The sequence below is a fragment of the Ensifer soli genome (assembly GCF_041928815.1).
GTDB lineage: Bacteria > Pseudomonadota > Alphaproteobacteria > Rhizobiales > Rhizobiaceae > JBHFEI01.
Genome location: NZ_JBHFEI010000017.1, coordinates 1 through 21991, shown reverse-complemented (window position 1 = coordinate 21991; position 21991 = coordinate 1). Strand labels below are relative to the sequence as shown.

Genomic DNA, 21991 nt, shown 5'->3' with positions numbered 1-21991 from the left:
GGCGGACCCCAGCAGTCTGTCCATTCGCCGATCGTCGACCAGAAAGCGGCTTGCAACGGGTGGAAACTTTTTTCATACTCGCAGGCGGACGGGAAAGCCTCCTCGGCGGGGCGCCGTCCGGTTGCGGCAGACCGGTCCCGGTGGTGGAGCATCGCGGGCCGGCACAGGAGGATGGTCACGTCGGAGACTGCCGGACGGCAGCATGCCGGCCAGGATTTTCGAGACATCGTTCGGACTCTTGCCGGCTGCCAGCGGATCCTGCAGCGCGCTCTGCCGCGGCATGGTTCGACGGGTTGCCGCAGCTCGGCCGGAAACAACAGGGAGGTGAGGTATGCTTGAAACGAATTTGGAATCCCGCATCGATGCGGTTCTCGACGCGCTCGGCGACGCGCTTCAGCGCAAGGACATCGACGCGATCGTGGCGCTGTTCGAGGAGGACGGCTACTGGCGCGACCTGCTCGCCTTCACCTGGACGCTGAGCACCCAGGAAGGCAAGCCTGCGATCCGCGCCATGCTGGAAAGCCAGCTCGAGGCGGCGGCACCCGTCTCGATCGCGCGCGACAGGAGCGAGCCGGCGATCACGCAGGACGGCGCGACGATCGGCTGGTTCCTCATCGAGACCGCGCTCGGCCGCGGCACCGGTCATCTCCGCGTCCGCGACGGCAAGATCTGGACGCTGCTGACGACGATGTCAGAACTGAAGGGCCACGAGGAGCCGCGCGGCACGCGCCGGGCGCTCGGCGCGCCGCATCACAGCCGCACCGTCCAGGAGACGTGGAAGGAAAAGCGCGAGAGGGAGGCGGCCGAGCTCGGCTACACCACCCAGCCGGAGGTGCTGATCATCGGCGGCGGCCAGGGCGGGCTCGCGCTGGCGGCACGGCTGCGCCAGCTCGACGTTCCGACGATCGTCGTCGAGAAATTCCCGCGCCCCGGCGACAGCTGGCGCAACCGCTACAAGTCGCTCTGCCTGCATGATCCGGTCTGGTACGACCACATGCCCTACCTGCCCTTCCCCGACAACTGGCCGGTCTACACGCCGAAGGACAAGATCGCCGACTGGCTGGAATCCTACGCCAAGACGATGGAGCTGAACTGCTGGACCTCGACCACCTGCAAGTCGGCCTCCTATGACGAGGCGGCCGGCGAATGGACCGTCGTCGTCGAGCGCGAGGGCGTGGACGTCGTGCTCCGGCCGAAGCAGCTCGTCTTCGCCACCGGCATGTCCGGCAAGGCGAGCATCCCGACGATCAAGGGTCAGGACGTCTTCCGCGGCGTGCAGCAGCATTCCTCGCACCATGCGGGCCCGGATGCCTGGAAGGGCAAGAAGGCGGTCGTCGTCGGCTCGAACAACTCCGCCCACGACATCTGCGCGGCGCTCTGGGAGAACGGCGCCGACGTGACCATGCTGCAGCGCTCGTCCACCCATGTGGTGAAGTCCGACACGCTGTTCGAGATGACGACCAGCATCCTCTATTCGGAGAAGGCGCTCTCCGAGGGGATCACCACCGAGAAGGCGGACATGCGCTCCGCCGCCACGCCCTACCGGCTGATGGCCGAGCTGCACAAGCCGGTCTATGCCGACATCCGCGAGCGCGACGCCGATTTCTACGCCAAGCTCGAGAAGGCGGGCTTCATGCTCGATTTCGGCGAGGACGGCTCCGGCCTGTTCATGAAATACATGCGGCGCGGCTCCGGCTACTACATCGATGTCGGCGCGAGCGAGCTGATCATCGACGGCAGCATCAAGCTGGTCAGCGGCGCGACGATCAGGGAGCTGACGGAGAACGGCGTGCTCCTCGAGGACGGCCGCGAGCTTCCCGCCGACCTGATCGTCTACGCCACCGGCTACGGCTCGATGAACGGCTGGGCCGCCGACCTGATCTCGCAGGAGGTCGCCGACAAGGTCGGTCCCTGCTGGGGCCTCGGTTCGGGCACGACCAAGGATCCGGGTCCTTGGGAGGGCGAGCCGCGCAACATGTGGAAGCCGACGCGCCAGCCGGGACTCTGGTTCCACGGCGGAAACCTGCACCAGTCGCGATTCTACTCGCAATATCTGGCGCTGCAGCTGAAGGCACGCCAGGAAGGCATTCCGGTCAAGGTCTTCGACGGCCGGGCGTGACTCGGAAATCATGACGATAAATGCCCGCCCCGCCCGTGTTGCGGCGGGGCGGACGGACAGAAAGCGGACTGCATGGACAGGACAATGCGCACGAACCGGCACTGGCCGCATCGCGGCGGCACGTTCGAGGCGATGATGACCGCCGAGCCGGAGACCCTCGCCGTTTCCGAGCCCGGCGACGAGGAGGTCATCGCCCGGGTGGAGGCGGTCTCGATCTGCTCGTCCGACATCAAGATCATGCGCATGGGGCCGGAGCATCCGCTCTTTGCCGGCGCGAAGGGCGCGATCGACACGGTGCTCGGCCACGAGGCCTGCCTGCGCGTCGTCACCGTCGGCGCGGCGCAGGCCGGACGGTTTCATCCGGGCCAGCGGCTCGGCCTGCAGCCGGCCATGGTGATCGACGGCGCCCGCAGCATCATCGGCATGGACCGGCCGGGCGCCTTCGCGCAATATCTGCGCCTCGGCCCCGAGGCCCTGTCCGGCCATGTCTTCGACGTTCCCGAGACGGTGTCGGCGGCCGCGATCGCGCTTTTGGAGCCCTATGGCTGCGTGGAGAAGAGCTGGCGTCCGAATGTGCGTGGCCAACTCCTGCCCGGCGGCCGGGCGCTGGTCGTCTCCGCGCCGGGCGCCGATTTCTCGCTGGCCGACGTGCCGGAATGGCGGGAGATCACCGTCGTCGGCGACGTGCCGGATTTCCTGCGGCCGCGCGCGGTCACCCGGGCCGACGGCCTCGACGGGCTCTCCGGCCGGTTCGACGACATCCTCGCCCTCGGCGACCTCGGCGCAGCCCACCTCGAACGGCTCGCGGGGCTGCTGGCGACCGGCGGCGTGCTGCTGCAGGGACGGACGGGGCCGTCGCCCGGTCCGGTGTCGATCGATCCGGCGCGGCTGCATTATGACGGGCTGAGCTTCCTCGGCACCTCCTCGCGCGATCTCGATGCAGCGCTTTCCCCGGACGCGCAGCGCTTCGACGTCCGTCCCGGCGGTGTCGCCCTCGTCCACGGCGCCGGCGGCGCGATGGGTCGCATCCACGTCCACCGCCTGCTGCAACTGCCGGAAGGCCCGCGCACCGTAATCGCGACCTCACGCAAGGGCCAGCGGATCGACGACATCCTGCGCGATTTCAAGGCGATCGCCGACGCCAACGGGCGCCGGCTGATCGCGGCCGGCGCCGAGGATCTGGCCGGTATCCTGAAGGAGCACGCGCCGGCTGGCGTCGACGACGCGATGATCGTCGCGCCGAGTGCGGCCGCGATCGCGCAGGCAACGGGCCTGCTCGCGCCGGACGGGCTCCTCTCCCTCTTTGCCGGCTTTCCCTACGGACAAGGCGTCGCCGTCGATCTCGCGGCCGTCGCGTTGACCGGAATGCGCTTCACCGGCTCGACCGGATGCTCGGTCGAGGACATGCGCAACGTGCTTTCCCGCGTTGAGGCCGGCACGCTCGACCTCTCCGCCAACATCGCCGCCGTCGCCGGGCTCGACACGCTGCCGAAGGCGCTGATGGCCGTCTCCGAGGGGACGGTGTCCGGGAAGATCGTCGTCTATCCGCAGGTGCCGGATCTGCCGCTGACGCCCGTCGCCGGCTGGAGCGCCGAGGACGAGCACGGGCTGACGGGCGGCGGCTGAGCCGCACGCAGCCTTGCAACCTGCCGGAGACCCCCTCGACCAGTCGTCCTCCCGCTCTCGATCCACTCGCCGGCCGAGGCGATCGCGCTTCGGCCGGACAGGATCGTTCAGCAGCGCCGGCCGGCCTTGCGCTCCTCGGCGAGCCGGCTCGCGGTCCAGATGCTGTCGGCGATCGACCGGGCGGTGAGCGTGACGGGAACCGAGTGGATGACGTTGGTCGGCTTCATCGCCAGTTCGCCGACGCTCGCCAGATCCGCCTCGGTCGCGTCCTTCAATCCGAGATCGGCAAGCGTCGTCGGCAGGCCGAGATCGATGCAGAAGTCGAGCGCTTCCTCCAGTTCCTCCGGCGGCCGGCCTTCGAGCACCAGCAGGCAGATGACGCCGAAGGCGACCTTCTCGCCGTGGAAGAAGTGATGCGTCGGCTCCAGCGCGGTCAGCGCGTCATGGACGCCATGGGCCGCGGAAACGCCGCAATTCTCGAAGCCGAGGCCGCTCAGGAGCGTGTTCGCCTCGATGATGTTCTCGACCGCCGGCGTCAGCCGGCCGCTGCGCGCGGCGGCAAGGGCGGAACGGCCGTCACGCATCAGCACGTCGTGGCAGGCGCGCGCGATGCGGGCACCGGCAACCGTCGCGGCATAGCCGTCGCCGATATAGTTGTTCGAGCGGGATTCGAGGTTCGATCGCGCCTCGTACCAGGTCGACAGCGCATCGCCCATGCCGGACACGAGGAAGCGCACCGGGGCGCGGATGATCAGTTCGCTGTCGACCAGCACGATGTCGGGGTTGCGGCCGCAGCGCACGACATGGTCGTAGACACCGTCGGCCGTGTAGATGACACCGAGCGAACTCGTCGGGGAATCGGTCGAGGCGATCGTCGGCACCGTGGCGATGCGGGCGTCGAGGTGGAAGGCGGCGATCTTGGCCGTGTCGAGCGCCTTGCCGCCGCCGACACCGATGACGATGCCGGCGCCGGACGCACGGCCTTCCGCCACGCAGCGCTCGACCTCGGCGTCGGTCGCCTCGCCGCCGAAGCGGACGAAACGGCTCGACACGCCCTTGCCGGCGAGCCCCTTCTCGATCGACGGCACCAGGCTGTCCCAGAAGAAGGCGTCGATGACGACGAGCGCCGATGTCGCGATCGGCGCGACATAAGCGCCGAGATCGGCGATCACGCCGGGTCCCTGGACGTAGCGGAGGGGGCCACCATAGCCGCGTTGGGTCATGTCACGTCATCCTGTCGGGTTCGAGAGGTCGGGCCTGCCCGGAACGTCCGGCGGCAGGCGGTGATGGGGCGCTGCCGGCCGCTCACCGGGCATGCTCGAGGGCGAATTGCGCGATCGCCTCGTCGGTGACGAGGACGGTGACGAGGCCCGCGCGCAGCACGCCGAGAACGACGGCCGACTTGTCGCTCCCCGAGGCGATACCGATCACGCGGGCGCCGCGCTTCACATCGGCAAGCGACAGGCCGATGGTGCGGGCGTCGAGATCCTCGTCGACGATCCGGCCGTCGCCGTCGATGAAGCGGCCGAGCACGTCGCCGACCGCGCCCTTCTCCAGAAGCGCGCTCATTTCCGCCCTGCGGACATTGCCGGAACGCACCAGCACGGAATCCTCGCTGAGCGCGCCGCAGGAAAACATCAGGATCTCGGCCGAACGGGCCCTGTCGAGCACGTCGGCGACGATGCGGTCGCGCTCCAGCACCTCGCGGGTGATGCGCTGGCCGACGATCGCCGGCACCGGCAGCGGCACGAGCTGCGCATCGGCCTTGCGGGCGAAGACGGCGGCGACGTCGTTGTGGTACATCACGCCCGGAATGGGCACGACCGTGCCGTTGATCTGCACGACCTCGCCGCCCTCGCTCCATTTGTCCGGAAGCCAGTGGGCGACGGCGCCCATGGTCCGGCCCCAGGAGACGCCGACGGTCGCGCCCTTCGGCTTCAACTGGGCGATATACTGTCCGGCGGCCTGGGCGACCGTGTCCAGCCCCTCCGCCTGCTCGCCCTCGCGCGAGACCACGACGGAATCGGAAAGGTTGAAGGCCCGCTGCAGCGCCGCCTCCAGATCCGGCCGGCGCGGCGAACGCGGCACGATCTCGATGCGGACGATGCCGAGGTCGCGCGCTTCCTGCAGCAGGCGGCTGACCTGCCAGCGGTTGAGCCCCGTCTCGGCGGCGATCTCCGACTGGTTCAGCTCCTGCTGGTAGGTCATGCGCGCCACCTTCACCATCAGGTGCTCGCGGCTTTCGTCCAGCGGCAGGCGGTTGCTGGCACGCTCGCTCTCTTCCCTCATGGCCGCTCCGAGGCTTTCGAGGAGGCGGCGTCCGAGAGCCGGTGGAAGACGGGCGCAAGCCGTTCGGTCGCGTCGCGGTAGTCGGCGAGCATGGCGCGATACTGCCGGTGGCGGCCGGGATCGGGCTGCCGTTCGACGACCGGCGCGCGCAGGGCCCGCGCCGCCGTCGTCAGGTCGGGAAAAAGGCCGAGCGCGACGGTGCAGGCGACCGCCCCGCCATAGAGCGACAGGTTGTCGTCGAGCGCCAGTTCGACGGGTTTGCCGATTGCGTCAATCGTCGCCTCCAGCCAGAGCGGATTGCGCATGATGCCGCCGGAGACGACGATCCGGTCGATCGTCACGCCCTGCCGTTCGAGGTCGAAGACGACGTTCGCCGCGCCGAGCGCCACGCCGGTGACCGCCGCGCGATAGATCGAGGCGCGGTCGTGGGAGAGCGACAGGCCGAGGAAGGCGCCGCGCAGGCGCGCATCGCGATAGGGCGTGCGGTTGCCCATCCAGTAGTCGAGCGCGAGAAGGCCCGTCGCGTCCGGCGCGATCGCGGCGGCATCGGCGCAGAGCGCGCGAAACCCGGCCTCGTCGACGCCGAAGATCGTGTGGCTCAGCCATTGCAGGATGGAGCCGGCCGAGACCTGGCCGCCCTCGATCATCCGGAGACCCGGCGTCAGCGCGTTCGGATAGGGCCCCCAGACGCCGCGGATGTCGCGCCCGTCATCCTCGACCTGGGTCAGGTGGACATTCGAGGTGCCGCCGATGAACAACATCGATCCGGGCGTCACCGTATCGGCGCCGAAGGTGCCCATATGGGCGTCGATGCCGCCCTGGACGACGACGGGCGTACCGGGAATGCCGAGCATATGCGCCATCTCCGGCAGCATCGGCGCGATGATGGCGCCGATGTCGACGATGCGGCCCGGCAGCTTGTCGCCGAGTTCCGGCACGCCGAGAAGCGCGTATAGATCGGTGCAGAAGGCGCGGTTGCGGCTGTCGTAGTTCCACTTGCAGGTGGCGTTCATCAGCGAGCCCGCCCAGACGCCGGTCAGCCGGTGGTTGACGAAATCGAGCGCCTCGCAGATCACCTCGGTGCGGGCCCAGAGGTCGGGCGCGTTGCGGGCGAACCACATGGCCTTCGGCACCAGCCATTCGACCGCGTCCGAGCCGCCGCTGTCGGCAAGGATCGGGTGATCGACGGTCTCGGTGAAGGCAGCCTCCTCGGCTGCGCGCGCGTCCATCCAGAGAACGGCCGGCGCCAGCGGCCGTCCGGCCCGGTCGCAGACGACGACCGTCGAGGCGAAGGTCGCGACCGCGACCGCGGCGATCTCCGGCGATCCCGCCTCGGCGACGAGGCCGGGGACGATGGAGGCGAGCGCGCGCATCCAGTCCTCCGGGTCCTGCTCCGCCCGGTTCGGCGGCAGGTGGCGCGTCCGGTAGGGTGCCTCGCCCCTGGCGACGATGCGATTCGTCGCCGTGTCGAAAATGGCGGCGCGGGCGCCGCCCGTGCCGAAATCCAGACTGAGAACCGCAGCCATTCCGCCCTCCCCTCAACAGCATTTCCCGCCGCAGCGCATCGGCTCCGGCACCGGACCATGCGGCGAAGACATGGGCCGGAACCATGTCCCGCGACCGCGCGGCCGCCCTTCCGGGGCAGTCAGGGATGGAACAGCACCTTCGAGAAATGCAGATCCTTCGCCGCGAACCGCTCGAAGATGCCCGGAAGCTCCTCGAGGTCAAGATCATGCGAGATCATGAACTCCCACTTCAGCTCGCCGGTGGCGAATTTCTCGATCGTCGTCGTCCATTGCGGCCCCGGGAAGGGCGCGCCAAAGCTGTTCCAGGAACCGTGCAGCGACACTTCCTGGCGCAGGAAGCGCTGGAAGGTGGCGTTGGAGAGCGTGACGTCCGGCACCGGGATGCCGATGAAGGTGACATGACCGCCGGGGGCGGCGAGCGTAATTGCGGCGTTGATGGTGGAATCCAGGCCGACCGCCTCGATGACGAGATCGGCGCGCTCCTTGTTGGCGGCGAAATCGGCGGCAAGCACCAGCACGTCGGCACCCGCCTCGCGCGCCAGCGCCAGCTTCTCCTCCGACACGTCGACGGCAATCACCTTGGAGGCCCCCATCAGCCGCATCCACTGGATGGCGAAGAGGCCGATCGGCCCGCAGCCGACCACGCCGCCGACCTGGCCGACGCGCATGCCGCCGGCCTTCCAGAGCGCATGAAGCGCGATCGAGGCCGGATCGGTCATGGCCACGGCGCGCGGATCGACATGCTGCGGCGTCTTGATCAGGTTCTCGACCGGCACGGCGACATATTCCGCATAGGCGCCGTCGCGGCGACTGCCGAAATAGTCGTAGTCGCGGCAGCGCGAGAAGTTGCCGGTCTTGCATTCGATGCACTGGTTGCAGGGCAGAAGCGGCGCGATGGCGGTGAGCTCGCCGACATCCCAGCCGGTGACGCCCTCGCCGAGCGCGTGGATATGGCCGGAAAACTCGTGGCCGGTGATCAGCGGCATCTTCCACGATCCCTTGACCAGCATGCGCGGCAGGTCCGAGCCGCAGACCCCGACGGAGGCGACCCGGAGCAGGACCTCGCCCGGCCCTGCCGCCGGCGTCGGCCGGTGCTCGAGGCGGATGTCGCCGGGCGCGTGCAGCACGATGGCGCGCATGAGATCGTTCGGACGGTGGGCAGTCATCGTGTCACCTTTCGTAACCCGCGCGGCGCAAGCGGCCTGCCAGCGGAACATCACAATTGTGATTTTTTATCACATATGAAAAACGGGATGCAAGGGTCCGGCGAAGGAAAGAGGTATCCCCCGTCACGCTGCGGCCGAAACGCCGGCCCGGGAGGGCGTCCCCTCCCGGGCGCACGGCCTATCGCTTCAGGGAGCCGGTGCTGTACTGCAGCAGCATGGCGATGACGATGATCGCGCCCATATAGACCTGCTGGTGGTAGCCCGGCACGCCGGCGAGGTTCATGATGTTGGTGATGATGCCCATCACCAGCGCGCCGAGCAGCGTGTTGATGACCCCGCCCTTACCGCCCATCAGGCTCGCCCCGCCGATGACGACGGCGGCGATCACGTTCAGCTCCGCGCCGACGCCGACCTGGGCGGAGCCGACGCCCGTGCGGCTCGCCGCGATAATGCCCGCGACGCCGGCGAGCAGGCCGGAAATGACGTAGACCGCCAGGATGTAGCGCGGCACCGCGATGCCGGAGAGGCGCACCGCCTCCTCGTTGGATCCGATCGCGGTGATGACGCGGCCGAAGCGGGTGAAGTTGAGCACGATGCCGCCGACGATATAGACGGCGAACATCAAGAGGACGGGCTGCGGAATGCCGAAAAGGAAGCCGGAGCCGAAGCGGCTGAAGGCGGCACCGGCCTCCTCGAGCGGGATCGGGCGGCCTTCCGAGATGATCAGCGACAGGCCGCGCGCCACCGCCATCATCGCGAGCGACATGACGAAGGAGGGCAGCCGCAGATAGGCGACGAAGCCGCCGGTGACGAGCCCGCACAGGCCGCCGCAGACGAGCACGAGCAGGATGGTGGTCGCCGTGCCATAGCCCAAGATCGCGCAGAAATAGCCGGTGAGCACCGAGCCCAGCGCCATGACCGAGCCGATCGACAGGTCGATGCCGCGCGTCAGGATGACGAAGAGCATGCCGACGGCCATGATGCCGGCGGTGGAGGCGACCTGGCGCAGCACGTTGAGGATGTTGCCGCGGCTGAGGAAACTGTCCGACCACCAGGTGGCGACGATGACGAGCACGAGGAAGATCGCCAGCGTGCCGAAGCGCTGGACGATCAGGCGGATGTCGGCGAGGTTGTTGCGGGCCTGCGGCGCCGCCGTCTCTGTCGTATGGGTCATGCGTGGCTGCCTCGTCTCACGTCTGGTCTGGTCGCGATGGTTCCGCCCGTCATCGACAGGCCGAGCAGGGTTTCCTCGGAATAGTCGGCGGGGAGCAGTTCGCCGCGGATCCGGCCCTGGCCCATTGCCAGAACCCGGTCGCAGAGACCAAACAGCTCCTGGTGCTCGGAGGAGATGACGAGCACCGCCTTGCCCTCCTCCGCCAGCTTGTTGATCAGCGCATAGATTTCCGTCTTGGCCCCGACATCGACGCCGCGCGTCGGCTCGTCGAGGATGATGACGTCGCCATCGGCATGGAACCACTTGGCGAGCACGACCTTCTGCTGGTTGCCGCCCGACAGCGTCGACACCGGCGCATCGATGCTCGACGCCTTCAGCCGCAGGCTCTTGCCGAGCGCGGTGACGCTCTCGCGCTCCGCCGCCGGCCTCAGGAAGCCCAGCGCGTTGACCACCGTCGACATGCGCGCCATCGTCGCGTTGACGCGGATCGGCTTGTCGAGGACGACGCCCTGCTCCTTGCGGTCCTCCGGCACCAGGCCGATGCCGGCCTTCACCCCGTCCTTCGGCGAGCGAAGCGTCACGACCTTGCCCTTCAGCCGGATCGTGCCGCTGTCCAGCCGGTCGGCGCCGAAGATCGCCCGCGCCACTTCCGTGCGGCCGGAGCCGATCAGGCCGCCGAGACCGACGATCTCGCCGGCGCGCACGGAGAAGCTGACGTCGCGCACCATGCGGCCGGCATTGAGCTTCTCCACCGTCAGCAGTTCCTCGCCGATCGTGCGCCGGGCGCGTTCGGGGAACATGTTGGCGATCGGCCGGCCGACCATCATGCGGATGATGTCGTCGATCCCGACGTCGCCGGTCGCGACCGTGCCGACCGTCTCGCCGTCCTTCATCACGGTCATCCGGTCGGCGATGTCGAACACCTCGTCAAGGCGATGGGAGATATAGACGATGCCGACGCCGCGGGCGCGAAGGCCCCGGATGATCTCGTGCAGCTTCATCGCGTCCTTGGCGCCGAGCACGGCGGTCGGCTCGTCGAAGACGATGATCTTGATGTCGCGCGACAGCGCCTTGGCGATCTCGACAACCTGCTGGTGGGCCACCGCCAGCGTGCCGACGATCCGGCCGGGATCGATGTCGAAGCCAAGGCGGTCGATCAGTTCCTTGGCCCGGCTGCGCAGGCTGGAATGGGAGATGATGCCGGGCAATTCGCCGAGAAAGATGTTTTCAGCCACGCTCAGATCGGGGGCAAGCGCCAGTTCCTGGTGGATGACGACGATGCCGAGCGCGCGCGCATCGCGCGGGTCGCGGAACTCGACGGGCTTGCCGTCGATGACGATCTCGCCCTGGCTCGGAATGAGCTCGCCGCCCAGCACGCGCATCAGCGTCGATTTTCCCGCGCCGTTCTCGCCGAGCAGCGCATGGACCTCACCGGGCCGCACGTCGAAATGAACGGATTTCAGCGCATGGATGCCGCCAAAGGATTTGGAGATAGACGTCAGTCTGACGAGTTCGGTCGCCATGCTCCCCCCAATAGAACCCGCCGCGCGACCGGGATCGCGGCAACAGGCGCCACAGCTGTTGTCTCTAAGGCCCCGCGATGCCGGGATCGCACGGGCTTTGCCGCCGCGAAAACGACGGCCAGGCAAGGGACGACCGGCGCTGCCGGCCGTCCCGACGCGGCGGCCTCGCGGCCGCCGCAGGGAGACGGGAACTCAGAAAACGGCGTCGGCGCGATAATACTGGTCGACGTTTTCCTTGGTGATGACGGCGGGCGTCGTCAGGTTCAGCTTCGGGAAGTCGGAGGGAAGCTCACCCTTGACGGCCTTCAGCCCGATGTCGACGGCGGTGCGGGCGACGAGATCGGGATCGTTGAGGCCGGTCGCGCCGTACTTGCCTTCCTTGATCAGCGCGAGCGCCTCCTTCTGGCCGTCGGCGGCGGCGAGCGCCAGCACGTCGGTCTTGCCCTGGGCCTCCAGCGCCTTCAACGCGCCGAGCACCATGGAATCATTCTCGCCGAGAACGACATTGGCGTCCGGATGGGCGGTCAGCAGGTCTTCCATCGCCGCGAGGCCGCCCTCGTGGGCCCAGCCGCCCCAGCCCTGGCCGACCACCTGGAAGCTGACCTTGCCGTCATTGACGAGCTGGCCTTCGACGAGGCCCTTGAACACGCCGAGACGGCGATCGCGCCCGACCTCGTTGCCCTTGTCGCCGGACAGAAGAATGATCTTCAGATCCTTGCCCTTGGTGGCGTTGGCGAGCCACTGGCCGACGAGCACGCCGTTCTGGTCGTTCGAGGAACGGACCTGCGTGACGACGTTCGCCTTGGTGTTGATCGAGGAATCCATGACCACGACCTTGACGCCGGCGGCGGTCGCCGCGTCGGCTGCGGCAACGAGGCCTTCCGGATCGCGCGGGTTGAGGATCAGGAGGTTGACGCCGCGCGCGACCATGTCCTCCACGTCGGCGATCTGCTTGGCCATGTCGTTCTGGCCGTCGGCGCTGGTCACCTCGCAACCGGCCTTCTTGGCCTGGTCCTCGGCGGCCGCCACCTGGGCGGCGAAATAGGGCGCGCCGAGCGTATACATGGCGATGCCGACCTTGCAGTCGGCGGCATTCGCCACGCCGGCCGAGGCGACGCCGGCCATCAGCGCCAGCACATAAGCAGCAATTGAACGTTTCATGGGTCACTCCTCCGATTTCCATGAGCCTGGAGGCCTTCACACCTCCATTATGTAGTTAAATTACATTCACTGCCGCGGGTCAAGGACAAAAGAAGCCCCAAAATTGATACATCCTCACAATGGTGATGACGTCTTCGCCGCATCGCAGCATTCTGGCTTATTTTCGTGCTGCAATGCGGATTCACTTACAAGAGACGCGGCGGCGTCGGGAACGGCGCTCAGCAAAATATGTACTTTTACTACGCAATTCACACGCGTAATTGCCTGTCTCCGCTGCACCCGGCATCCTCGCCCGCAGGGCGCGACCAGCGGGCGTCGCGATCGTGCGCACCGCCGCGTGCCGGAGACAGGAGCGTGTTCTGCGCCGGTTCCGGCAGCCGACGCCCGGCCTGCACGGCGTCCGGCACGCCTCGACATTGGCGCAAGATCCGCCGCGTCCCGATGTCCTTGTCTCCGGAGACGGGCCGCTATCGGACCCCCCTGCCTGTCACCGTCCGGTTGCCGTGTGCAAGGCCGGGCAGCCGCAACCGCACGCTCGGATCCGCTCCTCGAAAACCGCGCGCCTTCCGTCCCATCCCCCGTTCCGCTCCGCCCGCATCCGGACATGGCGGATCTGCCTGCATCCGGCACCGTCGCGACAACCTTGCCTTTCCGCCCGCGCCATGGCATCAGGCGCCCTCCTTGCGGCTGTTTCGCCGCCATCCCCGCTCCCGCCGAAAGCGTGTCGCGACCTCTCACGGATCGCCTCTCCGCTTGAGGCCCCTGTTTTTACGCATGTTTTCTCGCAGAGCGCGGCACGCTCCCGCAGGACATGCCTTTCTGACCTGCGAAAGGGCAACGCCCATGGCGCGTGCGCTTGGCCTCGATTTCGGCACCACCAACTCCGTCATCGCAGAAAGGGTCGGTGACGAGACCCGTTCGATGATGTTCGACAGCATCGCCGGACGAAGCGATACGATGCGGACGACGCTCTCCTTCCTCAAGAGACGCGATCTCGGCGTCACCGTCGAGGCGGGCCAGGCGGCGATCCGTCAATTTCTCGACAATCCCGGCGATTGCCGCTTCCTCCAGTCGATCAAGACATTTGCCGCAAGCCCCCTCTTCCAGGCGACGCAGATCTTCGCCCGGCGGACGAGCTTCGAGGATCTGATGGAGGCCTTTCTCGAAAGGCTGAAAGCCTATGCCGGCCCGGCCTGGCCCGAAAACCCCGGACGGCTCGTGGTGGGCCGCCCCGTCGCCTTTGCCGGCGCCACCCCCGATGAGGCGCTCGCGCTTGCGCGCTACCGCACCGCGCTTGCCCGCGCCGGTTTCGAGGAGATCCATTTCGTCTACGAGCCGGTCGCGGCCGCCTTCTTCTTCTCGCAAACGCTCGATCGGGACGCGACCGTCCTCGTCGCCGATTTCGGCGGCGGCACGACCGACTACTCGCTGATCCGCTTCGAACGCAGCGCGGGCCGGTCCGTCGCCCGTCCGCTCGGCCATTCCGGCGTCGGTGTCGCGGGAGACCATTTCGATTTCCGCATCATCGACAATCTCGTCTCGCCGGACATCGGCAAGGGCGGAACCTTCCGCAGCTTCGACAAGAAGCTGGAGATCCCGAGCGGCTATTATGCGAATTTCGGCCGCTGGAACCAGTTGTCGATCTTCAGGACCTCGAAGGAATTCCAGGAGCTGAAGAAGCTGGTGCGGGTCGCCGATGCGCCGGAAAAGCTGGCGCTCTTCGTCGACCTCGTCGAGCATGACGAGGGTTTTCCCCTCTATCAGGCCGTCTCTGCGGTCAAGATGGCGCTGTCGAGCGCGGACGAAGCCGAGTTCCACTTTCCGCCGCTCGGCGCGGCAAGCCGCAAGACCGTGAAGCGTCGCGACTTCGAAACATGGATCGCTCCGGACCTTATGCGCATCGAGGCCGCACTCGACGAGGTCATGGCAAAAACGGCGATCACGCCCGCCGGCATCGACAAGGTGTTCCTCACCGGTGGAACATCCTTCGTTCCCGCCGTGCGACGCATCTTCGAGAACCGCTTCGACGCCTCAAGGATCGAGAGCGGCGGCGAGCTCCTGTCCATCGCCCACGGCCTTGCCCTGATCGGCCACCAGGACGACATCGCGCCCTGGACCGCCTGACGGCGGCGGCCGGAGCGCATGCCGCCGGGGCGTGCTTTCGGCCTCAGGCCGGATCGACCTTGTCCTTACGTCTTCGTATCGAAGTCGGAGGCGTCGTGGCGCTCGCGAAGCTGCTCGGAAGGGTCGCCGGAGAGGCGGTTGACCTTGCGCCCCCGCGCCACCGCCGGGCGGGCGAAGAGCTGGTCGGCCCAGCGGTTGACATGCCGATAGGTTTCGACCGAGAGGAATTCGCCGGCGCCGTAGAGCCAGCCCTTCACCAGCCCGCCATACCAGGGCCAGATCGCCATGTCGGCGATCGTATACGTGTCGCCGGCGATGAACTCGTTTTCCGCGAGGCGGCGGTCGAGGACATCGAGCTGGCGCTTGACCTCCATCGCGTAGCGGTTGATCGGATACTCGAATTTTTCCGGCGCATAGGCGTAGAAATGGCCGAAGCCGCCGCCGAGGAACGGGGCCGATCCCATCTGCCAGAACAGCCAGGACAGCGTTTCCGCCCGCGCGGACGCGTCCTCGGGCAGGAAGGCACCGAACTTCTCCGCAAGGTAGACCAGGATCGCCCCGGATTCGAAGACGCGCACCGGCGCGGCGCCGCTGCGATCCACCAGCGCCGGGATCTTCGAATTCGGATTGACCTCGACGAAACCGGAGCCGAATTGCTCGCCCTTGCCGATATCGACCAGCCAGGCGTCGTATTCCGCGCCCTGATGGCCGCGCTCCAGGAGTTCCTCGAGCAGGATCGTCACCTTCTGGCCATTCGGTGTGCCGAGCGAATAAAGCTGCAAAGGGTGCCGACCGACCGGAAGCTCCCGGTCATGGGTCGCACCGGCGATCGGCCGGTTGATGCTGGCGAAACGTCCGCCGCTTTCCTTGTCCCATGTCCAGACGGTCGGGGGCGTGTAGGCCTGATCTTCGCTCATCGCATGCTCCGGGCGTGATGTTGCATGGCCCCCGTCTTAAAGGATCCGCCGCGGATTTCAAACGGCGCGGTCCGCGCGCGGTCCGTCAGCGACCATTCGCCGGCTGGACGATGTCCTTCGGGAAAAAGCCGGACGCGCCGTCCTGCCCGAGGCCGCGACCGGGGACGCAGAGCCCCGGGACGTCGGACCTCCGACACAGACGCAGGGTGCCGCGGGCCGCTAAAGGTCCTGCCAGCCGGCACCGACGTCGAACCCTTCTCCCTGAAGCAGCGCCGTCGCGTCGCTGAGCGGCAGGCCGACGACATTGGTGTAGGAGCCGACGAGCTTGACGACGAAGCTGCCGGCAATCCCCTGGATGGCGTAGGCGCCTGCCTTGCCGCGCCATTCGCCGGAGGCGAGGTAGCGGCTGATCTCGATCTCTGACAGTCGCTTGAAGCGCACCTTCGTCTCGACGATCTTTTGCCTGAGACGCCCCTGCGGGGTCACCAGCGCGATGCCGGTATGGACATGGTGGTTGCGGCCCGAAAGAAGGTGCAGCGCATCGGAGGCTTCCGAGGCGGTTTCGGGCTTGGGCAGGATCCGCCGCCCGACGGAAACGACCGTGTCGGCGGCGAGGATATAGCTGCCGGCAAAAGCCGGGTCGTCGCCGATGTCGTGGCGGGCGGCCTGTGCCTTGGCGGCCGACAGCCGCCAGGCGAGCGAGCGCGGATGTTCGGCGCGCTTCGGCGTCTCGTCGAGATCCATCGGCATCAGCCGGCCGGGCGTGATGCCGACCTGCGCCAGGAGTTCCACCCGCCGCGGCGAGCCGGAAGCCAGAATCAGCGTCTGTGCCGCCATCGGTGTCAGCCCCCGTCGATCCGGATCCTACTTGAAGCGATAGGTGATCCGGCCCTTCGTCAGGTCATAGGGTGTCATCTCGACCAGGACCTTGTCGCCCGCCAGAACGCGGATGCGGTTCTTGCGCATGCGTCCGGCCGTGTGGGCGATGATCTCATGGTCATTCTCGAGCTTGACCCTGAAGGTCGCATTGGGCAACAATTCGGTGACCACGCCGGGAAACTCGAGGACTTCTTCTTTCGCCATTGAGACTGTGTCTTTCTATGTCGGTTGCGGGCGCGCCGGGAACGGGCGCCCTCGAAAATTGCGCGGAAACTACACAATCGCCCGGCCTTTGTGAACAGGCTTGGCGCGCGTTCCCGTGGAATTGTGCGGCCTTTCGCCTCTCTGGCGTATCTCCGGTGAAAAGGAAACTCGGGACACGCGTCGCTATTCTGTTTTGACCGCAATATCCGACGCGGGAGCCTCGCGCTTCGGCTGGAAACGCTCAGAGGCATGCCGCGATTTTTGAGATCGGTTCGCCCGCGTCAGGCCTTCGCGTTCACGCGGGAACCATTTGCCCGCGCTTGCAGGACGGGCCTCAGCCGGGCGCCGCCCGCCGGTCCTTCGCAAGCCTGCCGAGGATCAGCCCTTCGAGATGGTCGCGCACGTCGCGATAGGCGCCGAGCCGCTGCTCGCGCGATCCGGTCGTCGCCGTCGGATCGGGCGTCGGCCAGTAGACGACGTCGACCGCCATCGAGCGGGTCAGCTCCAGCGCCGCGTGGTGGGCCTCGGGCGCCAGCGTGATGATCAGATCGAAATAGTCGTCCTCGAGCTCCTCCAGCGAATGGGGCTGGTGGCGGCCGACATCGAGGCCGATCTCGCCGAGCACGGCATCGACGAAGGGATCGCGCTCGCCGCGCCGCACCCCGGCGGAGGCGATGTAGACGCCCGCCGGCAGCATGGCCTTCGCCAGCGCTTCCGCCATCGGCGAACGGATCGAATTCATGCCGCACATGAACAGGACCGAGCGGAGCGGCTTCTCGTCCGTCCGGTCCTCGGCGCCCGCTGCGGCCATCTCGCTCAGCCGCGCCAGTAGAGCACGCAGACGAGGGTGAACAGCCGCCGCGCCGTGTCGAAATCCATCTCGACCTTGCCGGACAGCCGGTCCATCAGCGTCTGCGAACCCTCGTTGTGAATGCCGCGCCGGCCCATGTCGATCGCCTCGATCTGGCTCGGGGTCGCCGAGCGGATCGCCTGGTAGTAGCTCTCGCAGATCATGAAGTAGTCCTTCACGATGCGGCGAAAGGGGGTCAGCGACAGGATGTGGGTGGCGACGGGCTCGCCGGCCTCCGAGGTGATCTCGAGCACGAGCTTGCTGTCGATCAGCGACAGGGTGAGGCGATAGGGCCCGCCGTCATGGCTGCTCGGCCTGAAGCTGTTTTCCTCGATCAGGTCGAAGATCGCCACCGCGCGCTCATGCTCGACATCCGGCGTCGAGCGCCCGATGCTGTCGTCGAGCACGACGTCGCAGAGCCGGTGGCGCGAGGCTGTCATCCGGCGCTCCCCGTCTCGAAGCGGATCGCGACGGAGCGGGCATGGGCCTCGAGCCCTTCGGAGCGGGCGAGCGCGACCGCCGCCGGCCCGAGTTCGTTGAGCGCGCCGGGGCCGAGCGCCAGGATCGAGGTGCGCTTCATGTAGTCGAGCACGCCGAGGCCGGAGGAGAAACGGGCCGAGCGCGCCGTCGGCAGCACGTGGTTCGAGCCGCCGACATAGTCGCCGATGACCTCGGGCGTGAAGCGGCCGGCGAAGATGGCACCGGCATTGCGTAGCGCCGGGATCATCTTTTCCGGATCGGTGGTCGCGAGCTCGAGATGTTCGGGCGCGATGCGGTTGGCGAGCGGCACGGCGGCGGCAAGCTCCGGCACGAGGATGATGGCGCCGAAATCCGCCCAGCTCGCCGCCGCCGTCTCGCGGCGCGGCAGAAGCGCCAGTTGCCGCTCGACGGACGCCTCGACGCGATCGGCAAGGCCGGCATCGTCGGTGATCAGGATCGACTGCGCGCCGCGATCATGCTCGGCCTGGGCGAGAAGATCGGCGGCGATCCACTCGGGATCGTTGTCGGCGTCGGCGATCACCAGCACCTCGGAAGGACCCGCGATCATGTCGATGCCGACCGTGCCGAAGACCTGGCGCTTGGCGGCGGCGACATAGGCATTGCCCGGCCCCATGATCTTGGCGACCGGCGCGATCGTCGCCGTGCCGTGGGCGAGCGCGGCGATCGCCTGGGCGCCGCCGATGCGGTAGATCTCGCTCACCCCGGCAAGGCGCGCGGCTGCCAGAACCGCCGGATTGATCGTGCCGCCGCTCGCCGGCACCACCATGACGACGCGCTCGACGCCGGCGACCTTCGCCGGGATCGCGTTCATCAGCACGGAACTCGGATAGCTCGCCGTGCCGCCCGGCACGTAGAGCCCGACCGCGTCGATCGCCGTCCAGCGCCCGCCGAGCGTAACCCCGAGCGCGTCGGTATAGATGTCGTCCTTCGGCAGTTGGCGCCGGTGATGCGTCTCGATCCGGTCGGCCGCGAGCTTCAGGGCGCCGAGAACCTCCGGCGCGACCGCTGCGACCGCCGCATCGATCTCGTCTGCGCCGACCCGCATCGGCGTCGCGGCGAAATCGACACCGTCGAAGCGCGCCGAATGGTCCGCAAGCGCCGCATCGCCGCGCCGGCGCACATCGTCGATGATGGCACGCACGGTCGTCTCGACGTCGTCGGAGACCTCGCGCTTGGTCGTCAGGAAGGCTGTGAAACGGGTTTCGAAATCGTCGGAAGCGGTATTCAGCCGGAGCGCCACGTCTGCCAGTCCTTCATTCCCATCGGCGGTTCGCAGCGCTTGAGGCCACGTCCGCCCGTCCTGTCATTCGCCGGCAAGATGCCGGGGCCTGAAACTGGTTTCCCATGCTCCGCCCGTATCCGCAAGCAGCACTTCGATGCATTCGACATCGAGCGCGATCGCGCCGGCGCCGGCAAGCACCAGGGTCACGGTGCCGTCCGGCCCCTCGCCCTTGCGTTCGAATTCGATCGCCAGCAGATCCAGCACGGCCTCGCCCGCCTTGCGGTCGAAGCCGACCGAGCGCACGGCCTGGACGCGCTTGAAATTGAGCAGCGCCCGGCGGCGCTCGAAGCCCTTGCCGTCCTCGGCCTTCTCCCAGACGAAACGGTTGAGCGCGAGCGAGAACTGCCCGCCGCGCCAGTCATAGGCAAGGCCCGACACCTTGCCGACCGCGTCCTGAACATGGGCGGAGACGATGGCGAGGTCTTCCTCGTCCAGCGCCAGCAGTTTCAACGCATCCATCACCGGTCTCCTTCGCCCTCGGGCCGCCCTTGCCGGGCCGGCCTTCGCATCCATGCCTTCGGGCAGCAGATGGTGGCGCGCGCCCGAAACGACAATAGGCAGGGTTCAGTCCGAGACGCGCTCGACGACGGCGCCGCAGCGGGTGAGCTTTTCCTCGAGCCGCTCGAAGCCGCGATCGAGGTGATAGACGCGCGACACCATCGTCTCGCCCTCGGCGGCAAGACCCGCGATGACCAGCGACACGGAGGCGCGCAGGTCCGTCGCCATGACGGGCGCGCCCTTCAGCCGCTCGACGCCCTCGATCTTCGCCGTCTGGCCCGAGAGCGAGATGCGGGCGCCGAGACGGGCAAGCTCCTGCACATGCATGAAGCGATTCTCGAAGATCGTTTCCGTGATGTGCGACACGCCGGTCGAGCGCGTCATCAGCCCCATGAACTGCGCCTGCAGGTCGGTCGGGAAGCCGGGGAACGGATCGGTCACCACGTCGACGGGGCGGATGCCGCCGCCATTGCGGGTGACGCGGATGCCGTCCTCGACCGGGGTGATCTCGGCGCCGGCGCGCCGGATCGCCTCCAGCGCCGTTTCCAGGAGCGCCGCGTCCGTGCCCGACAGCGTCACGTCGCCGCCCGTCATCGCCACCGCCATGGCATAGGTGCCGGTCTCGATCCGGTCCGGCAGCACGCGGTGGCGGGCGCCGGACAGCGACGACACGCCCTCGATGGTGATCGTCCCGGTACCCGCGCCGGTGATCTTCGCGCCCATCGCGTTGAGGCAGCGGGCGAGATCGACCACTTCCGGCTCGCGCGCGGCATTGCCGATCACCGTCGTGCCGTTGGCGAGCGTCGCGGCCATCATCAGCACATGGGTGGCGCCGACCGAGACCTTGGGAAAGACATAGCGGGCGCCGACGAGGCCGCCCTTCGGGGCTCTGGCCTCGATATAACCGCCGTCGATCTCGATCTCGGCGCCGAGCGCCGTCAGCCCCTCGATGAAGAGGTCGACGGGCCGCGTGCCGATGGCGCAGCCGCCCGGCAGCGAAACGCGCGCGCGGCCCTCGCGGGCGAGCAGCGGCCCGATCACCCAGAAGCTCGCCCGCATCTTCGAGACCAGCTCGTAGGGCGCGGTCGTGTCGACGATGGTGCGGCAGGTGAAATGGACCGTGCGGGAATAGCCCTCGCCCTGACGCTCGCGCCGGCCGTTGACGGAGATGTCGACGCCGTGATTGCCGAGGATGCGGATCAGCTGCTCGACATCGGCGAGATGCGGCACGTTTTCGAGCGTCAGCGTGTCGTCGGTGAGAAGCGACGCGATCATCAGCGGCAGGGCGGCATTCTTGGCGCCGGAGATCGGGATCACCCCGTTGAGCGGATTGCCGCCGATAATTCTGATACGATCCATGGGGTCCTACGGGCGGCGCCCGCCTTTCTCGATGCCGGAAATCGGGCCTGTCTAGAGGATCGCGGTGAAAATGAGAAGAGCCACGGCCGGAGCGCACCCCCGCATCCGCAGACGGCTGTCTTTTTTCCACCACCGATCCCGGAAGCGATCAATCGCCGGATTGGTCCTTTTTTGCGGCGGGCAGGCCGGATGCCTCGTCGGCAGCGCCGGCGCGGCGCGCCCGCGACTGCTTTTTGCGCCGGGCGAGATTGTCGCGCAGCGTGCGCGCCAGCCGCTCCCGGCGCGTGTCCCGCTCCAACCGGCCGGACGGGATCGTTTCCGCCGCTTTCCCCGACTGCTCGTCGTCCTCAATCATGCCGCCTGCTCCGTTCATGACCCCGCAATGCGCGCGCCGACTAGGCGGGACCGCGCGGGATCCGATACCCCATACCCCATCTTCCCCGCCTCCTGGAACAGCCGACGCGACAAATGCCGGCACGGGACGAGAAACATGGCGAAAGCCGCTTGCGCTCGGCCGTCACCTGTGGCAATAGCCCCCTCGCCGGACGGGCTTTGCCCGTTTCGCCGGATGCTGCTATAGCTCAGGGGTAGAGCACTCCCTTGGTAAGGGAGAGGCCGAGAGTTCAAATCTCTCTAGCAGCACCATTTATCTCCATTAAGAATAAAATCCTTACGGATGTAATTGTCAGTGACTTTAAGGTTTGTCTCTGCATACCTGTTGGTTTGCACGCGGAACTGAGCCGGTTTTTCCACCGAGCATTGAGCCACCTCTAAGTATGGTTTTCTGGTCAGG

General features: G+C 67.6%; 19 protein-coding genes and 1 tRNA gene. 4 read left to right on the top strand and 16 right to left on the bottom strand.

Annotated elements, in window-relative coordinates; all coding sequences use genetic code 11:
- Positions 1–331 precede the first annotated feature (331 nt).
- The gene (locus ACEVQ6_RS20135; protein WP_374890837.1) at positions 332–2119 is read left to right on the top strand and encodes an NAD(P)-binding domain-containing protein; all 1788 of its coding nucleotides are present in this window, start codon (positions 332–334) and stop codon (positions 2117–2119) included.
- A gap of 72 nt (positions 2120–2191) precedes the next feature.
- Entirely contained in the window at positions 2192–3745 is a 1554-nt protein-coding gene (locus tag ACEVQ6_RS20130; RefSeq protein WP_374890836.1) for an alcohol dehydrogenase catalytic domain-containing protein, read from the top strand.
- Between the two features lie 107 nt (positions 3746–3852).
- Here the strand turns inward: ACEVQ6_RS20130 and ACEVQ6_RS20125 are convergent, their stop codons facing one another.
- From ACEVQ6_RS20125 to ACEVQ6_RS20095, 7 genes are all read right to left on the bottom strand, one after another.
- A complete protein-coding gene (locus ACEVQ6_RS20125) occupies positions 3853–4968 on the bottom strand; it encodes a glycerol dehydrogenase (RefSeq protein ID WP_374890835.1) in 1116 nt (371 codons plus the stop codon).
- 82 nt (positions 4969–5050) lie between these two features.
- Positions 5051–6034 (bottom strand): sugar-binding transcriptional regulator, encoded by a 984-nt coding sequence (locus tag ACEVQ6_RS20120; protein WP_374890834.1) that lies wholly within the window; start codon positions 6032–6034, stop codon positions 5051–5053.
- Positions 6031–7560 carry an FGGY-family carbohydrate kinase gene (locus ACEVQ6_RS20115; protein WP_374890833.1) on the bottom strand — a complete coding sequence of 510 codons (1530 nt, stop codon included), beginning with the start codon at positions 7558–7560 and terminating at the stop codon, positions 6031–6033. Before ACEVQ6_RS20115 ends, ACEVQ6_RS20120 begins: the two co-directional genes overlap by 4 nt.
- Before the next feature lie 119 nt (positions 7561–7679).
- Complete coding sequence (locus tag ACEVQ6_RS20110) at positions 7680–8699, bottom strand: galactitol-1-phosphate 5-dehydrogenase (protein WP_374890888.1); 1020 nt, start codon at positions 8697–8699, stop codon at positions 7680–7682.
- A 205-nt stretch (positions 8700–8904) separates the two neighbouring features.
- On the bottom strand, positions 8905–9900 hold the full coding sequence (locus ACEVQ6_RS20105; RefSeq protein ID WP_374890832.1) for an ABC transporter permease: 996 nt from the start codon (positions 9898–9900) through the stop codon (positions 8905–8907).
- Positions 9897–11423, bottom strand: a complete 1527-nt coding sequence (locus ACEVQ6_RS20100; protein WP_374890831.1) for a sugar ABC transporter ATP-binding protein — start codon at positions 11421–11423, stop codon at positions 9897–9899. Before ACEVQ6_RS20100 ends, ACEVQ6_RS20105 begins: the two co-directional genes overlap by 4 nt.
- Before the next feature lie 192 nt (positions 11424–11615).
- On the bottom strand, positions 11616–12584 hold the full coding sequence (locus ACEVQ6_RS20095) for a sugar ABC transporter substrate-binding protein (RefSeq protein ID WP_374890830.1): 969 nt from the start codon (positions 12582–12584) through the stop codon (positions 11616–11618).
- Between the two features lie 843 nt (positions 12585–13427).
- On the opposite strand from ACEVQ6_RS20095, the gene ACEVQ6_RS20090 reads away from it, so the two are divergent.
- Entirely contained in the window at positions 13428–14708 is a 1281-nt protein-coding gene (locus ACEVQ6_RS20090) for an Hsp70 family protein (RefSeq protein WP_374890829.1), read from the top strand.
- Between the two features lie 65 nt (positions 14709–14773).
- Here ACEVQ6_RS20090 and yghU read toward each other — a convergent pair whose 3' ends face one another.
- The 9 genes from yghU to ACEVQ6_RS20045 all read right to left on the bottom strand — a co-directional run bounded on the left by yghU (position 14774) and on the right by ACEVQ6_RS20045 (position 21553).
- Complete coding sequence (gene yghU, locus ACEVQ6_RS20085; RefSeq protein ID WP_374890828.1) at positions 14774–15625, bottom strand: glutathione-dependent disulfide-bond oxidoreductase; 852 nt, start codon at positions 15623–15625, stop codon at positions 14774–14776.
- Between the two features lie 219 nt (positions 15626–15844).
- Positions 15845–16462: a Maf-like protein gene (locus ACEVQ6_RS20080; RefSeq protein WP_374890827.1), complete on the bottom strand. Its 618-nt coding sequence runs from the start codon at positions 16460–16462 to the stop codon at positions 15845–15847.
- A 27-nt stretch (positions 16463–16489) separates the two neighbouring features.
- Positions 16490–16708, bottom strand: coding sequence for a translation initiation factor IF-1 (infA, locus tag ACEVQ6_RS20075; RefSeq protein ID WP_014327290.1), 219 nt, complete (start codon positions 16706–16708; stop codon positions 16490–16492).
- Between the two features lie 334 nt (positions 16709–17042).
- Positions 17043–17519: an arsenate-mycothiol transferase ArsC gene (locus ACEVQ6_RS20070; protein ID WP_374890826.1), complete on the bottom strand. Its 477-nt coding sequence runs from the start codon at positions 17517–17519 to the stop codon at positions 17043–17045.
- Positions 17520–17524: 5 nt separating this feature from the next.
- Entirely contained in the window at positions 17525–17998 is a 474-nt protein-coding gene (locus ACEVQ6_RS20065; protein WP_374890825.1) for a UPF0262 family protein, read from the bottom strand.
- On the bottom strand, positions 17995–19299 hold the full coding sequence (gene hisD, locus ACEVQ6_RS20060) for a histidinol dehydrogenase (RefSeq protein WP_374890824.1): 1305 nt from the start codon (positions 19297–19299) through the stop codon (positions 17995–17997). The genes ACEVQ6_RS20065 and hisD overlap by 4 nt, the downstream gene beginning before the upstream one ends.
- A 63-nt stretch (positions 19300–19362) precedes the next feature.
- Positions 19363–19800 carry a DUF2948 family protein gene (locus tag ACEVQ6_RS20055; protein WP_374890823.1) on the bottom strand — a complete coding sequence of 146 codons (438 nt, stop codon included), beginning with the start codon at positions 19798–19800 and terminating at the stop codon, positions 19363–19365.
- A gap of 105 nt (positions 19801–19905) precedes the next feature.
- The gene (gene murA, locus ACEVQ6_RS20050) at positions 19906–21198 is read right to left on the bottom strand and encodes a UDP-N-acetylglucosamine 1-carboxyvinyltransferase (RefSeq protein ID WP_374890822.1); all 1293 of its coding nucleotides are present in this window, start codon (positions 21196–21198) and stop codon (positions 19906–19908) included.
- A 148-nt stretch (positions 21199–21346) separates the two neighbouring features.
- Positions 21347–21553: a hypothetical protein gene (locus ACEVQ6_RS20045; protein WP_374890821.1), complete on the bottom strand. Its 207-nt coding sequence runs from the start codon at positions 21551–21553 to the stop codon at positions 21347–21349.
- 215 nt (positions 21554–21768) lie between these two features.
- On the opposite strand from ACEVQ6_RS20045, the gene ACEVQ6_RS20040 reads away from it, so the two are divergent.
- Positions 21769–21843 (top strand) — tRNA-Thr (locus tag ACEVQ6_RS20040).
- Positions 21844–21991 lie beyond the last annotated feature (148 nt).

Excerpts from the sequence above, each read along its gene's own strand:
- murA (WP_374890822.1), bottom strand. The coding sequence starts at position 21,198 with ATGGATCGTATCAGAATTATCGGCGGCAATCCGCTCAACGGGGTGATC.
- ACEVQ6_RS20105 (WP_374890832.1), bottom strand. The coding sequence starts at position 9,900 with ATGACCCATACGACAGAGACGGCGGCGCCGCAGGCCCGCAACAACCTC.
- ACEVQ6_RS20080 (WP_374890827.1), bottom strand. The coding sequence starts at position 16,462 with ATGGCGGCACAGACGCTGATTCTGGCTTCCGGCTCGCCGCGGCGGGTG.
- ACEVQ6_RS20135 (WP_374890837.1), top strand. The coding sequence starts at position 332 with ATGCTTGAAACGAATTTGGAATCCCGCATCGATGCGGTTCTCGACGCG.
- infA (WP_014327290.1), bottom strand. The coding sequence starts at position 16,708 with ATGGCGAAAGAAGAAGTCCTCGAGTTTCCCGGCGTGGTCACCGAATTG.
- ACEVQ6_RS20120 (WP_374890834.1), bottom strand. The coding sequence starts at position 6,034 with ATGAGGGAAGAGAGCGAGCGTGCCAGCAACCGCCTGCCGCTGGACGAA.
- ACEVQ6_RS20055 (WP_374890823.1), bottom strand. The coding sequence starts at position 19,800 with ATGGATGCGTTGAAACTGCTGGCGCTGGACGAGGAAGACCTCGCCATC.
- ACEVQ6_RS20130 (WP_374890836.1), top strand. The coding sequence starts at position 2,192 with ATGGACAGGACAATGCGCACGAACCGGCACTGGCCGCATCGCGGCGGC.
- ACEVQ6_RS20115 (WP_374890833.1), bottom strand. The coding sequence starts at position 7,560 with ATGGCTGCGGTTCTCAGTCTGGATTTCGGCACGGGCGGCGCCCGCGCC.
- ACEVQ6_RS20090 (WP_374890829.1), top strand. The coding sequence starts at position 13,428 with ATGGCGCGTGCGCTTGGCCTCGATTTCGGCACCACCAACTCCGTCATC.
- ACEVQ6_RS20065 (WP_374890825.1), bottom strand. The coding sequence starts at position 17,998 with ATGACAGCCTCGCGCCACCGGCTCTGCGACGTCGTGCTCGACGACAGC.
- ACEVQ6_RS20070 (WP_374890826.1), bottom strand. The coding sequence starts at position 17,519 with ATGGCCGCAGCGGGCGCCGAGGACCGGACGGACGAGAAGCCGCTCCGC.
- ACEVQ6_RS20045 (WP_374890821.1), bottom strand. The coding sequence starts at position 21,553 with ATGATTGAGGACGACGAGCAGTCGGGGAAAGCGGCGGAAACGATCCCG.
- ACEVQ6_RS20095 (WP_374890830.1), bottom strand. The coding sequence starts at position 12,584 with ATGAAACGTTCAATTGCTGCTTATGTGCTGGCGCTGATGGCCGGCGTC.
- ACEVQ6_RS20100 (WP_374890831.1), bottom strand. The coding sequence starts at position 11,423 with ATGGCGACCGAACTCGTCAGACTGACGTCTATCTCCAAATCCTTTGGC.
- yghU (WP_374890828.1), bottom strand. The coding sequence starts at position 15,625 with ATGAGCGAAGATCAGGCCTACACGCCCCCGACCGTCTGGACATGGGAC.
- ACEVQ6_RS20110 (WP_374890888.1), bottom strand. The coding sequence starts at position 8,699 with ATGCGCGCCATCGTGCTGCACGCGCCCGGCGACATCCGCCTCGAGCAC.
- ACEVQ6_RS20125 (WP_374890835.1), bottom strand. The coding sequence starts at position 4,968 with ATGACCCAACGCGGCTATGGTGGCCCCCTCCGCTACGTCCAGGGACCC.